10 protein-coding genes are annotated in these 14,082 nt (G+C 69.1%); 1 reads left to right on the top strand and 9 read right to left on the bottom strand.

Features of this window, described 5'->3' with window-relative positions:
* Positions 1–106: 106 nt before the first annotated feature.
* From ACVN9Z_RS09925 to ACVN9Z_RS09895, 7 genes are all read right to left on the bottom strand, one after another.
* Positions 107–1,597: an efflux transporter outer membrane subunit gene (locus tag ACVN9Z_RS09925; protein ID WP_458213359.1), complete on the bottom strand. Its 1,491-nt coding sequence runs from the start codon at positions 1,595–1,597 to the stop codon at positions 107–109.
* Complete coding sequence (locus ACVN9Z_RS09920) at positions 1,594–4,704, bottom strand: multidrug efflux RND transporter permease subunit (RefSeq protein WP_024067634.1); 3,111 nt, start codon at positions 4,702–4,704, stop codon at positions 1,594–1,596. Before ACVN9Z_RS09920 ends, ACVN9Z_RS09925 begins: the two co-directional genes overlap by 4 nt.
* A complete protein-coding gene (locus ACVN9Z_RS09915; RefSeq protein WP_006386943.1) occupies positions 4,701–7,799 on the bottom strand; it encodes an MdtB/MuxB family multidrug efflux RND transporter permease subunit in 3,099 nt (1,032 codons plus the stop codon). The genes ACVN9Z_RS09920 and ACVN9Z_RS09915 overlap by 4 nt, the downstream gene beginning before the upstream one ends.
* A gap of 15 nt (positions 7,800–7,814) precedes the next feature.
* Entirely contained in the window at positions 7,815–9,092 is a 1,278-nt protein-coding gene (locus ACVN9Z_RS09910) for an MdtA/MuxA family multidrug efflux RND transporter periplasmic adaptor subunit (protein ID WP_049054122.1), read from the bottom strand.
* A 136-nt stretch (positions 9,093–9,228) separates the two neighbouring features.
* Positions 9,229–9,981, bottom strand: coding sequence for a cell division protein ZapD (gene zapD, locus ACVN9Z_RS09905; RefSeq protein WP_026383627.1), 753 nt, complete (start codon positions 9,979–9,981; stop codon positions 9,229–9,231).
* 42 nt (positions 9,982–10,023) lie between these two features.
* A complete protein-coding gene (gene coaE / locus ACVN9Z_RS09900) occupies positions 10,024–10,671 on the bottom strand; it encodes a dephospho-CoA kinase (RefSeq protein ID WP_006386940.1) in 648 nt (215 codons plus the stop codon).
* Between the two features lie 73 nt (positions 10,672–10,744).
* Positions 10,745–11,602: a prepilin peptidase gene (locus ACVN9Z_RS09895; RefSeq protein WP_173000727.1), complete on the bottom strand. Its 858-nt coding sequence runs from the start codon at positions 11,600–11,602 to the stop codon at positions 10,745–10,747.
* Between the two features lie 182 nt (positions 11,603–11,784).
* Here ACVN9Z_RS09895 and ACVN9Z_RS09890 point away from each other — a divergent pair, with 182 nt between their 5' ends.
* A complete protein-coding gene (locus ACVN9Z_RS09890; RefSeq protein WP_024067629.1) occupies positions 11,785–12,561 on the top strand; it encodes a copper resistance protein NlpE N-terminal domain-containing protein in 777 nt (258 codons plus the stop codon).
* Between the two features lie 135 nt (positions 12,562–12,696).
* On the opposite strand, the gene ACVN9Z_RS09885 is transcribed toward ACVN9Z_RS09890, so the two are convergent.
* Together ACVN9Z_RS09885 and panC are read right to left on the bottom strand one after the other, a co-directional pair.
* Positions 12,697–13,101 carry a response regulator transcription factor gene (locus tag ACVN9Z_RS09885; protein WP_054443778.1) on the bottom strand — a complete coding sequence of 135 codons (405 nt, stop codon included), beginning with the start codon at positions 13,099–13,101 and terminating at the stop codon, positions 12,697–12,699.
* Between the two features lie 120 nt (positions 13,102–13,221).
* Positions 13,222–14,076: a pantoate--beta-alanine ligase gene (gene panC / locus ACVN9Z_RS09880; protein WP_006386937.1), complete on the bottom strand. Its 855-nt coding sequence runs from the start codon at positions 14,074–14,076 to the stop codon at positions 13,222–13,224.
* Positions 14,077–14,082: the final 6 nt, after the last annotated feature.

Below are 14,082 nucleotides of genomic sequence, written 5' to 3'. Positions count from 1 at the left end.
ATCGTGGGCTGACGCCCGACGTGACCGCACGGTCACTTTTTCCGCATTAGGAACCCGGGGCCCCGGCTTGTCAATCGGGAGAAGGAGGAGTCGGGCGTTATCCCTACTAAGGTTGGCTGGCCGGCTGCGCGCCGGCCCGCGCCACGCTCTGCCAGCCTCCGCCCAGCGCGACGATCAGGTTGACGCTGGCAATCAGGCGGTTGCCGTACAGGCTGAGCGCGCTGCGCTCATTGCTGAGCGCGGTGGCGTCGACCACCGCCACGCTCAAGTAATCGACCAGCCCGGCCTTGTACTGGTTCTGCATCAGCCGCAGCGATTCGCGCGCCGATTCCAATGCGCGGCGCTGCACCGTCTGTTCGTTTTCCATCACCCGCAGCTGGATCAGATAGTCCTCGACCTCGCGCAATCCTGTCAGCGCCGCCTGCCGGTACGCGGCCGCCTGCGCATCGTAGGATGCGCGCGCCTGCTCGACCTGCGCCTGGCGCGCGCCGCCATCGAAAATCGTCAACGCCAGCGCCGGCCCCAGCGACCAGAAGCGCGCCGGCGCGGTCAGCAGCTCGGCGAACTGGCCGTTGCGAAAGCCCCCGTCGGCGGACAGGGTCAGGCTGGGGAACCAGGCCGCCTGCGCCACGCCGATCTGCGCATTGGCGGCGGCGGCGCGGCGCTCGGCGGCAGCCACGTCGGGACGGCGCTCCAGCAGCTCGGACGGCAGGCCCACCGGAATCTGCGGCAGTTGCAGCGAGAACGGCGCCGGCGGCAGGCTGAAGCGCGACGGCGCCTGTCCCATCAGCACCGCGATGGCATGTTCGTACTGGCCGCGCTGCCAGTCCAGGTCGATCGACTGCGCGCGCGTGCTTTCGACCTGGGTGCGCGCCACCGCCACGTCCGACTGCCCCGCCACGCCAACGTTGTAGCGGTTCTGCGTCAGCTGCAGCGACTTCTCGTAGGCCGCCACGGTGGCGTCCAGCAGGCGCTTCTGCTCATCCAGCACGCGCAATTGCAGATAGGCCTGCACCAGGGCGGCCTGCGCGCTCAGGCGCGTGGCGGCCAGATCAGCCAGGCTGGCCGCGGCGCTGGCCTCGGAAGACTCGACGCTGCGGCGCACCCGCCCCCACACATCCAGTTCCCAACTGACGTTGCCGGTCAGCGAGTACTGGTTGGACACATTGCCGCCGCCGGCCGACGAGGACGACGAACCGTTGCCGCCGCCGCTGCCCGAGCGCGTCAGGCCGGCGCCCGCGCCCACCGTGGGGAAGAACCCGGCGCGCGCGCCACGCACCAGCCCCAACGCCTGCCGGTAGTTGGCCTCGGCCTGGGCGATGGTCTGGTTGGACGCATTCAGGTTGTCCACCAGTCCGTTGAGCGTGGCGTCGTCGTAGACGCGCCACCATTGTCCGCGGTCGACGTCGTCGCGCGGTTCGGCCCGCTTCCAGCCTGGCACCTCGACCTGTCCTTCCTTGTAGGCCGCGCCCACGTCCAGCGCGGGGCGCTGGTAGTCGGGGCCGACGGCGCAGGCGGCCAGCGCCGCGCACAGCGCCAGCGTCAGGCCGGCGCGCGGCAGGAATGCATGGGGGAAAAGCTTGGCGTTGCGGATCATGGTTGTTCTATCGAAGCGGCCCCGCCGCGCCGGGCGCGCCCGCGCGCGGCCCAGAGGCGGAAGCGGTCAAGGTAAAGATAGACCACGGGCGTGGTGTACAGCGTGAGAATCTGGCTCAGCACCAGCCCGCCCACGATGGTGATGCCCAGCGGCTGGCGCATCTCGACGCCGGCGCCGGTGGCCAGCACCAGCGGCAAGGCGCCGAATATGGCGGCCATGGTGGTCATCATGATGGGGCGGAACCGTGTCAGGCAGGCCTGGAAGATGGCTTCGCGCGGCGCCATGTGCTGGTTGCGCTCGGCCTCCAGCGCGAAGTCCACCATCATGATGGCGTTTTTCTTGACGATGCCGATCAGCAGGAACACCCCGATCAGCGCGATCAGCGTGAAATCGGTGCGCACCAGCAGCAGGGCCAGCAGCGCGCCCAGCCCGGCCGACGGCAGCGTCGACAGGATCGTCAGCGGATGCACGAAGCTCTCGTACAGGATGCCCAGCACGATGTACATCGTGACCAGCGCCGCCAGGATCAGCCAGGGCTGCTGCGCCAGCGTCTGCTGCAGCACCGCCGCCGTGCCCTGGAAGCCGGCCTGGATCTGATCCGACGGCAGGCCGATGCGCGCCACCGCCGCGTCGATGGCGGCGGTGGCCTGGCCCAGCGACACGCCCGGCGCCAGGCTGAACGACACCGTGTCGGCCACGAACAGGCCCTGATGCTGCACGCTCAGCGGCGCGTTGGCGTTCTCGAAGCGGGCGAAGGCCGCCATCGGCACCCGCGCGCCGGTCGAGGTGATGACCTCGACCTGCTTGAGCGACTCGATGTCCTGCGCGAACCTCTGGTCCACCCCCAGCACCACGTGGTACTGGTTCAGCGGTCCGTACATCACCGACACCTGCCGCTGGCTGAAGGAATTGTTCAGCACCGTGGAAATGGTGGCCATGCTCACGCCCAGCCGCGTGGCGGCATCGCGGTCGATCACCAGGTTGATCTCGCGGCCCTTGTCCTCGACGTCGGTATCGACGTCGGTGATCTCGGGAACCTTCGCCATGGCCTGCTGCACCTTGGGCATCCAGGCGCGCAGCAATTGCAGGTCGCCGGACATCAGGGTGTAGTCATACGAGCCCTGGCTCTGGCGGCCGCCGACCCGGATGTCCTGCTGCGCCACCAGGAACATGCGCGCGCCCGGCATGTTCTGCAACCGCGCCCGCAGCCGGTTGATGACCTGGTCGGCCGATACCTTGCGTTCCCCCAGCGGCTTGAGCTGGATCTGCATGAAGCTGCTATTGCTGCCGCCGCGGCCGCCCGCGTAACCGGTCATGCTCTGCACCGCCGGATCGGCCAGCACCACCTTGCGCAAAGCCTCCAGCTTGGGCACCGTGGCCTGGAACGAGGTGCCCTGGTCCACCCGGAAAAAGCCCAGCAGCTGGCCGGTGTCCTGCTGCGGGAAGAAGCCCTTGGGCACGACGGTGTACAGGTACACGTTCAGGCCGACCGCCGCCGCCAGCACCAGCATCATCAGGCGGCCATGCGCCAGCGCCCAGGCCAGGCTGCGGCGGTAACCGTCCTGCATCCAGTCGAAGCCGCGTTCCGCCCAGCGCGCCAGGCGGCCGGGCGGCTTCGGTTCCTTGGGCTCGGCCTTGAGCAGGCGCGCGCACATCATCGGCGTCAGCGTCAGCGACACCACCAGCGACACCATGATGGAGGCCGACAGCGTCACCGCGAATTCCCGGAACAGGCGTCCCGCCACCCCGCCCATCAGCAGGATCGGGATAAATACCGCCACCAGCGACAGGCTCATCGACAGCACCGTGAAGCCCACCTCGCGCGAGCCGCGCAGCGCCGCCCGCATCGGCGACATGCCGTTCTCGACGTGGCGCATGATGTTCTCCAGCACCACGATGGCGTCGTCCACCACGAAGCCGGTGGCCACGATCAGCGCCATCAGCGAAATGGTGTTGAGCGTGAACCCGCACAGATACATGATGCAGAAGGTGCCGATCAGCGACACCGGCACCGCGACGCTGGGAATGATGGCCGCGCGCCAGCGCCGCAGGAACAGCAACACCACCAGCACCACCAGGCCCACCGCGATGATCAGCGTCAGCTCGGCCTCGTGCAGCGAGGCGCGGATGCTGGGCGTGCGGTCCTGCGCCACGGTCAGCTGCACGTCGGCCGGCATCAGCGCCAGCAGCGTCGGCAGTTGCGCGCGCACCGCGTCCACGGTCTCGATGATGTTGGCGTCGGCCTGGCGCCGCACGATCATCAGGATCGCGTTGCGCTGGTTGTAGAAGCCGGTCTGGAACAGGTCCTCGACGGAGTCCTCGACCTTGGCCACGTCCGACACCCGCACCGGCGCGCCGTCGCGCCAGGCCACGATCAGCGGCCGGTATTGTTCGGCGCGGCTGAGCTGGTCGTTGACCATGATCTGCCAGTGGTACTGGTCATTCTCCAGCACGCCCTTGGGCCGGTTGGCGTTGGCATTGGCCAGCGCCGTGCGCACCTCGTCCAGCGACACGCCGCGATTGGCCAGCGCGCCCGGCAGCACGGTCACGCGCACCGCCGGCAGCGAACTGCCGCCCACCGTGACCTCGCCGACCCCGTCCACCTGCGACAGTTTCTGCGCCACGATGGTCGAGGCCAGGTCGTACATCTGGCCCTGGCTGAGCGTATCGGACGTCATCGCCAGCGTCATGATCGGCGCGTCCGACGGATTGGACTTGTGGTACGTGGGGTTGCTGCGCAGGCTGGTGGGCAGCAGCGAGCGGGCGGCATTGATGGCCGCCTGCACGTCGCGCGCGGCGCCGTTGATGTCGCGCGACAGGTCGAACTGCAGCGTCACGCGGGTCGAGCCCTGCGAGCTGCTGGAGGTCATCTCGGTCACGCCGGCGATGCTGCCCAGCGAACGCTCCAGCGGCGTGGCGACGCTGGACGCCATGGTCTCGGGGCTGGCGCCCGGCAGGCTGGCCGACACCGAGATGGTGGGAATGTCCATCTGCGGCAGCGGCGCCACCGGCAACAGGAAGAACGACAGCATGCCCGCCAGCACGACCGCCAGCGACAACAGCGTGGTCGCCACCGGCCGGACGATGAAGGGCGCCGACAGGATCACGGCGCGCTCCCGGCGCGCGCCTCGCGCATGCCGCGCCAGCGCCGCGACATGCGGTCGAACATCAGGTAGATCACGGGCGTGGTGAACAGCGTCAGCACCTGGCTCAGCAGCAGGCCGCCCACCATCACCAGGCCCAGCGGCTGGCGCAGCTCGGCGCCGGTGCCCGTGGACAGCATCAGCGGCAGCGCGCCGAACAACGCCGCCAGCGTGGTCATCAGGATCGGCCGGAAGCGCAGCAGCGCCGCCTCATGGATCGCCGCGCGCGGCGACAGGCCGCGCTTGCGCTCGGCGTCGAGCGCGAAGTCGATCATCATGATGGCGTTCTTCTTGACGATGCCGATCAGCAGGATGATGCCGATGATGCCGATCATGTCCAGCTCGGTGCCGCTGATCAGCAGCGCCAGCAGTGCCCCCACCCCGGCCGACGGCAGCGTCGACAGGATAGTGATCGGGTGGATATAGCTTTCGTACAGCACGCCCAGCACGATGTACATGGTGACGATGGCCGCCAGGATCAGCCACAGCGTGCTCGACAGCGAATTCTGGAACGCCAGCGCCGCCCCCTGGAAGCGCGTCTCGACGCTGGCCGGCATGCCGATCTCGGCCTCGGCCGCGGTGATTGCCTCGACCGCGGCCGACAGCGACGCGCCCGGCGCCAGGTTGAACGACACCGTCACCATCGGGAACTGGTCCAGCCGGTTCACCGCCAGCACCGTCTTGCCCTCGGTGATGCGGGCGATGGACGACAGCGGCACCTGCGCGCCGGTCGAGGTCGGCACGTGGATCTGCCCCAGCGCGGCCGGGTTCATCTGGAACTGCGGCTGCACCTCCAGCACCACGCGGTACTGGTTCGACTGGGTGAAGATGGTCGAAATCAGGCGCTGGCCGAACGCGTCGTACAGCGCCTCGTCCACCACGGAGGCGGTGATGCCCAGGCGCGAGGCGGCGTCGCGGTCGATCTCGACCCAGGTCTGCAGGCCGTCGTCCTGCAGGTCATCGGTCACGTCCTTCAGGCCCGGCACCTGGCGCAGCCGGTCGATCAGCTTGGGCGTCCATTCGCTCAGCACCTTCAGGTCCGGGTTGGACAGCGTCATCTGGTACTGCGTGCGGCTGACCCGGTCCTCGATGGTCAGGTCCTGCACCGGCTGCATGTAGACGGTCAGGCCGTCCTGCTTGCCGAAGGCTTGCTGCAGCCGCGCCATGACCGTGCGCAGGTCGCCGTTGCGCTCGGCCTGCGGCTTGAGCGCGATCTGCATGCGGCCGGCGCTGAGGGTGGCGTTGCTGCCGTCCACGCCGATGAAGGACGACACCGCCTGCACGTCCGGATCCTCCAGCGCCAGCCGCGCCGCCGCCTGCTGGCGCTCGGCCATGGCGGTGAACGAAATGGACTGCGGCGCCTGCGTGATGGCCTGGATCAGCCCGGTATCCTGCTGCGGGAAAAAGCCCTTGGGAACCAGGATGTACAACAGCACCGTCAGCGCGAAAGTGGCCAGGGCCACCAGCAACGTCAGCGGCTGGTGGCGCAGCACCTTCTGCAGCATGCGGTCGTAGGCGGCGATGGTGCGGTCGATGAAGGCGCCGGTGACCTGGTGAAAGCGCCCGTGCTTCTGCTCGGATTCGGCGCGCAGCAGGCGCGCGCACATCATCGGCGTCAGCGTCAGCGACACCACCAGCGAAATCAGGATCGACACCGCCAGCGTGATGGCGAATTCGCGGAACAGCCGCCCCACCACCTCGGTCATGAACAGCAGCGGGATCAGCACCGCGATCAGCGAGAAGGTCAGCGAGATCAACGTGAAGCCGATCTGCTGCGCGCCCTTGAGCGCGGCCTGCAGCGGCGTCTCGCCCTCTTCGATGTGGCGGGCGATGTTCTCGATCATGACGATGGCGTCGTCCACCACGAAGCCGGTGGCGATGGTCAGCGCCATCAGCGTCAGGTTGTTGATGGAGAAGCCGGCCAGGTACATGATGCCGAAGGTGCCCACCAGCGACAGCGGCACCACCACGCTGGGAATCAGCGTCGCGGTCAGGCTGCGCAGGAACACGAAGGTCACCATCACCACCAGCGCCACGGCCAGCAGCATCTCGAACTGCACGTCGGCCACCGAATCGCGGATGGTCTGCGTGCGGTCGGACACCACCGCCACGTCCAGCGTGGCCGGCAGCGCCGCGCGCAGCTGCGGCAGCAGCGCCTGGATGCGGTTGACCACGTCGATGACGTTGGCGCCGGGCTGGCGCTGGATGTTCAGCAGGATGGCCGGCTTGTCGCCGGCCCAGGCGGCCTGGCGCGTGTCCTCGGCGCCCTCGACCGCGCGCGCCACGTCCGACAGGCGCAGCGGCGCGTTGTTCTTGTAGGCGATGATCAGGTCGTTGTAGTCGGTGGGCGACTTGAGCTGGTCATTGGCGTTGATGGTGGTCGAGCGCAGCGGCCCGTCCAGGTTGCCCTTGGGCTGGTTGACGTTGGCGCCCACCACGGCGGCGCGCAGGTCGGTCAGCCCCAGGCCATTGGCCGCCAGCGCCTGCGGATTGACCTGCACCCGCACGGCCGGACGCTGCCCGCCCGCCACGCTCACCAGGCCCACGCCGGGGATCTGCGACAGCTTCTGCGCCACCCGCGTATCGACCAGGTCGCGCACCTGCGGCAGCGGCATGGTGGGCGAGGTGATGGCCAGCGTCAGCACCGCCGCGTCGGCCGGGTTGACCTTGTTGTAGGTCGGCGGCACCGGCAGGTCGCTTGGCAGCAGGTTGGATGCCGCGTTGATGGCGGCCTGCACCTGCTGCTCGGCCACGTCCAGCGGCAGCGTCAAGTTGAACTGCATGGTGATGACCGAGGCGCCGCCCGAACTGGTCGACGACATCTGGTTCAGGCCCGGCATCTGGCCAAACTGCCGTTCCAGCGGCGAGGTCACCAGCGACGTCATCACGTCCGGGCTGGCGCCCGGATACAGCGTGGTCACCTGGATGGTGGGGTAGTCGACTTCGGGCAGCGCCGACACCGGCAGCATGCGGTAAGCGATGAAGCCCGCGATCAGGATGGCCACCATCGACAGCGTGGTGGCCACGGGCCGCAGGATGAACAGGCGCGACGGGCTCACGGGGCGGCCCCTCGATCAGCGCGTGGCGGGCGTGGTGCCCGCCGGCGCGCCCCCGCCCAGCGACTTGTCCTTGGCGGCGGGGATCACCTCGTCGCCGCCCACCACCTCGACCTTGGCGCCGGCGCGCAGGCGGTCGGTACCCTCGGTGACGACGCGGTCGCCCGGCTGCAGGCCTTCGTTGACGGCCACCATGCCATTGTTGATGGCGCCCAGCTTGACCTGCCTGACCTGCACCGTGTTGTCCGGCTGCACCTGGAACACGAAGGCCCCGGCCGAACCCTGCTGCACCGCCGCCGTCGGGATCGCGGTCACGCCCTTGCGCGTCAGCACGTGCAGGCGCACGTTGACGAACTGGTTGGGAAACAGGGCGTCGTCCTGGTTGTCGAACCTGGCCTTGAGCTTGAGGGTGCCGGTGGTGACATCGATCTGGTTGTCCAGCGTCTCCAGCATGCCGGATGCGATGCGGCGGGTGTCGGCGCGGTCATAGGCTTCCACCGCCAGCGTGCGGCCCTCTGCCAGTTCGGCGCGCACTTCCGGCAATTGCGTCTCGGGCAGCGTGAACACCACCGAGATCGGCTGGGTCTGCGTGATCACCACCAGGCCGTTGGTGTCCGAACTGGACACCAGGTTGCCGCGGTCGACCTGGCGCAGGCCGAGGCGGCCGCTGATCGGCGCGGTGATGCGGGCGTAGTCCAGCTGCAGGCGGGCATTGTCGACATTGGCCTGGTCGCTCTTGATGGTGCCTTCGTATTGCCGCACCAGCGCGGCCTGGGTGTCGACCTGCTGCTTGGCGATCGAGTCCTGCTTGAACAGGGCCTGGTAGCGTTGCAGGTCGCGGCGCGCGTTTTCCAGCAGCGCCAGGTTCTGCATCTGGGTGCCGCGGGCCTGGTCCAGCGCCACCTGGAAGGCGCGCGGGTCGACCTGGGCAAGCAGGTCGCCGGCCTTGACCCGCTGCCCTTCCTGGAACGGCACGTCCACCAGTTCGCCGCTGACGCGGCTGCGCACCGTGACGGTGTTGTAGGCGGTGACGGTGCCGAGCGACTTGAGATAGATGTCGATGTCCTGCGTGACGGCGCTGGCCACCCGCACCGGCACCGCCATATTGGCCATCGCCGCGGCCATGTTGGGCCGCCCGCCCGCGCCCGGCCGTCCGCCGCCGGCGTTGCCTGGCGCGGTCGCGGGCCGCAGCGCCCACCAGGCGATGCCGGCCGCCACCAGCAAAAGCACCGCCAGCCCGATGATTCTGCGGCGGGTCCAGCGGGAAGGCGACGAAACGGGGCGGCTATCGGACATGGGAAACGGTTCCGGCACTGACGGAGAAAGCCGTATTGTGACCTAGACGGCCGACATTTCCGTCATTGACCGTTGCCGCTGAAATAGGCCGCAACAGGAATCGGGGCGGTATCGCCCCCCTGGCATTGCGCCAGGGTCAGGAGTTGCAGAGGGTCATCTGGAACGGGATGCTGCGGGCCACCTGCTGGGGCTTGAACTCGCCGTCCTGGGTCGAAAAGCGGATCCAGATCATGTACTTGTTGGCGCTGATCTCGGGGAACACGCCCTGGTCGGGGTCGATCCAGACGCGCAGCAGCTGGTATTGCTTGCCGCCCAGCATCTGCTGGTAAGCGCCCTGCTCGGCCACGATGTCGGCCTTGCGGCCGGATTCGCGCAACAGGCGCAGGGCCAGGGTCAGGCCGTCGTGCAGGGCAATGAAGGGCGCCAGCCAGGCCTGCAGGTCGGCGCAGCGCGCGGCCTCCGGCTTGTGCTGCCAGGCGTAGTACGACGGCATGTCGACCTGGGTGGCGCCGCCCGGCACCGACAGGCGGCCCCGCAGGCTGGTGAGCCATTCGTTCTCGCGCAGCGACTGGCCGGTCTTGCCGGGCGCCGCCAGGGCCGCCACCACTTTCTCGAGTTCGCGCAGCATGCCTTCGAGCGCGTCCTGCGCCACCCCGGGATGATCGCGCAACCCCACCAGCGCCACGCGCTGGCGTTCGAGATCCTGCAGCACCGCGCCTTTCACGTCGGTGCGTTCGCACACGTCGAGCAGATCGAACAGCGAACTGACCGCGACCTGGTGCTGCCGTGAATCCCCCTCGCGGGCAAAGAAGAACAACCTGTCGAACAGGTATTCAAGCCGCAGGTAAGCGCGAATGCGCTCATTGAAGGGATATTCGAAAACGATCACGCTGGTAAACAGGCCCATCGGAGGTCGGCCCGCGGGCCGAGATTATTCAGGGGTGCCGGCCAAGCCCGGGGCTTGCCGGCCCGTCGTGGCCGCCAGCGCCAGCCAGCGGTCATGCAGGGTCTTCGCCTGCGCGCGCAATTGTTCGGGTGATGTCGCGCCGCCATTGTCGATGACGTCGTCCGCGACTTCGAGCCGACTCGCCCGCGCAGCCTGTGCCGCCATGATACGCCGGATGGCTGAGTCCGTCAGCCCGCTGCGCGAACGCACGCGCGCCACCTGCGTTTCCGGATCGCAGTCGACCACGCAGATGCGGTCGACCCGGTCGCGCCAACGCGCGATCGACTCCACCAGCAGCGGCACCACGAATACCAGGTAATGCCCGTGAGCGGCCTCGGCCTGGCGCTCGGTTTCCTGGCCGATGACCGGGTGCAGCACGGCTTCGAGGCGCTGGCGCACCCGTGGATCGGCAAAGGCGCGTTCACGCATCCAGTCGCGGTCGAGCGCGCCGGCAGGCGTCAGGGCGCCGGGCCCGAACTCGCGCTCGATGGCCGGCATCGCGGCGCCGCCGGCCGCCGTCAGCGCGCGCGCAATCTCGTCGGTGTCGACGACCGCCGCGCCCCATTCGCCCAGCATGTCGGCCACGCGCGACTTGCCGGAGCCGATGCCGCCGGTCAAACCAATCTTGAACATAGTCTTCATCCCTCCGCGGCCCTGCCTCGGCCGGTTCCGCGCATCGCCTCCTGCCGGGCGGCGCTTCGCGCGCTCAGTGCAGCAACCATCCCAGGCCCTGCTCCCCGCCCAGCAGCAGCACGGCCACGCCCGCCAGCGCCAGATAGGGGCCGAACGGCAGCGCCTGTCCCCGGCTGGCGCGGCCAGTGAGCGTCAATGCGCCGCCGACCACCACCCCCGCCACCGACGCGGCGAGCAGCAGCATCGGCAAGGCGCCGACGCCGAACCACGCGCCCAGCGCCGCCAGCAGCTTGAAATCGCCAAAGCCCATGCCCTCGCGTCCGGTCAGCAGGCGGAATGCATGAAAGATAACCCACAGGAACACGTAGCCAGCCACCGCGCCCACCACCGCCATCGACAACGGCGTGAACGCGTCGAACAGATTCACCAGCAGCCCGGCCCAGGCCAGCGGCAGGGTGATCGCGTCGGGCAGCAGGGTCGTCTCCAGGTCTATCCAGGCCAGCGCCACCAGCGCCGCCGACAAGCCCATGGCGCACAGCGCGATCGGCGTGGCGCCGAAGCGCCAGGCGCAGGCGGCGAACAGGATGCAGGTCATCGACTCGATGGCCGGATAGCGCCAGCCGATCGGCGCGTGGCAGGCGGCGCAATGGCCCCGCAGCGCCAGCCAGCCCAGCAGCGGCAGGCGCCGCCAACCGGTGACCGGCGCCTGGCAGGCGGGGCAGTGGGCCGCGGGCGCCAGCAGGCCGTAAGCGGCGGCGGACCGCGGCTTGCCGGCCGCCTCCTGGCATTGCGCCTGCCACTCGTGCTCCATCATGCGCGGCAGACGATGGGTCAGGCGCGTCAGCCAGCCACCCGCGAACAGGCCGGCCAGCGCGGCCAGCGCGACGAACGGCGCCAGCGGCACGGGAAAGACGTGCCACAAGGTCGTCATCGGCGGTCCCTCGGCGGCCGTTGTCCGGCCTCGACGCCGGGGCGGCGGGCATGAGGCCAGGGGCCGTGTCGTAATTTGTGCATAAAGTGCCGGCAACGCCTTTCTGGGTGAGGGGGGATCGTATCGAATCTTCGCATAAGTGCGTAAAATCGGAGACAGACTCAACTTACGGATCAGCTGCCATGGCCGCGCGCGTCGAAATCCTTACCCGCCCCCGCAAACTCAGCATCATGGGGCTGCTGCTAGCGGGCACGGCGCTGGGGGCCGCGGGGTGTGCCCAGCAGCGCACCGAAGGCTATTACGATCCTCCCGTCGAAAGCACGGTCACGGACGCCCAGTACCAGGGGTCCGGCGCCGGCTACCGCACGGTGCTGCGGGCGCCGTCGCAGGTGCAGATCGCGCTCAAGCCCGACCAGAAAAAGACGCCGAGCCAGGCGGCCGCCGCGGCCCAGGGCGCCGCCACCACCGAAGACGGCCAGGCCGTGCCGGAAGGCGCCGACAGCGGCTCGGGTTCCTCCGGCGCGGCGCCGGCCCCCGTGGCGCCGGCCTCTGCCCAGAGCGCCGCGGCCAACAGCCTGGTGCCGCAACCGCAGACCTACATGGGCACCCTGCCGTGTTTCTCCCCCGCCATGCAGTGCACGGCGCAGCGCGTCACGCTGACGCTGGCACCCAATGGCCGCTGGCGCGGTCGCACGGCCTACCTGGAAAACGACCCCAAGAAGGCCGCGCCGGTGGTCGAGCAAGGTTGCTGGGACGCCACCGACGAACGCCCGCCCCGCGTCATCCTGCTCGACGGCCAGGGCAACGTGCGGGTCGAATTCGTCGTCGCCGCCAATAACGTGCTGCGCGTGCGCTCCGTCGCCGGCCAGACGCCGAACCTGAACTACAACCTGACCCGCCAGCCGGACCTCGATCCCATCGACGAGCTGGCCAAGGCCAAGGCGCCCCAGTGCCCCTGAACCCGGCCGGGCGGATCCGCCCGGCCTGAATCGAAGACCTGCCACCACAGGGCCCGCCGGACACTCCGTCCCCCGGGCCCTGTGCTTTTCGGTTGGCAGGAACGCCGCGCGCATGCTCCAGTCGAATGTAAGCGCCTACTTACTCCAAAACCCTTTGTTTATGAGATTCGCCGAGCAATCGGAGATGATCACATCGATCGGCGTGGCCGCCACCGCGTAGCCCGCGCCGGTTCGCGCCGGCTCCGCCGACGCCGCCGGCCCGGCCGGCGCCTGCCCCTCGCCCGGCGCGCCGCAGCCCGCCACCGGGGACAGGCCCTGCCGCGCGTAGGCGCACAGGCGGCACGCCAGCTGCATGGCGTTGCGCACCCCCAGCTTGGCGAAGATGCGGGCGCGATGCGCTTCGACGGTGCGCAATGAAATGGCCAGGTCGATCGCGATGACCTTGTTGGGCTCCCCCGCCGCGACGTAGGCGACGATCTCGCGCTCGCGCGGCGTCAGGGTGGCCAGGATGACAGGGAGATCGGGATGGGGGACGGGCATGGGACTCTATGTTCTGCAATGAAGACTTGCAGAGAGTCTGCCGTGCCGAGGCGGGCGGCGTAAGCTGGCAATTTTGCCAGGGGGCCGGGCGCGGCCCGGCGCAGCCAGCCCGGCGCGGCCTCAGGCCGTGTAGGACAGCTCCAGGTTGTCGATCAGGCGCGTCGCGCCCAGCTTGGCGGCGGCCAGCACCACCACCGGCTCGCCGGCCTGCAGGTCGGCGGCTTCCGGGCGCTTGAGGTCGCGCTGGCGGCGCAGGGCGATGTAATCCACCTTCCAGCCCCGATCGGCCAGGTGCCGGGCGGCATCGCGCTCCAGCGCGATGGCGTCGCGCTCGCCGGCCGCCAGGCGCTGGCCCACGTTCCGCAGCGCGGCATAGAGAGCCGGGGCCTCGGCGCGCTCGGCGTCGCTCAGGTAGCGGTTGCGCGAGGACAGCGCCAGGCCGTCGTCGGCGCGCACAGTCTCGTGCGCCAGCACTTCCACCGGCAGCTGGAACTGGCGGCACATGTTGCGCACCACCATCAACTGCTGGTAGTCCTTCTTGCCGAACACCGCCACCTTGGGCTGGACACAGGAGAACAGCTTGAGCACCACGGTGCTGACGCCGGCGAAGAAGCCGGGGCGGAACTCGCCTTCGAGGATGTCACCCAGGTCGTCCGGCGGCTGCACGCGGTAATTCTGCGGCTCGGGGTACATCTCGCGTTCGTTGGGCGCGAACAGCACGTAGACGTCGCGCTCGCGCTCGAGCTTCTCGATGTCGGCGGCCAGGGTGCGCGGGTATTGGTCGAAATCCTCGTTCGGCCCGAACTGCAGGCGGTTCACGAAGATGCTGGCGACCACCGGATCGCCGTGCTGGCGCGCCAGCTTCATCAGCGCCAGGTGGCCTTCGTGCAGGTTGCCCATGGTGGGCACGAACGAGACGCGGTTCTGGCCGCGCAGGTGATCGCGCAGTTCCTGGATGGTGTGGACGACTTTCAAGGGGAA

This window comes from Achromobacter sp. KK8 (assembly GCF_054188005.1).
The sequence above is the reverse complement of the archived record's forward strand: the minus strand, read 5'-3'. Positions and strand labels throughout refer to the sequence as shown.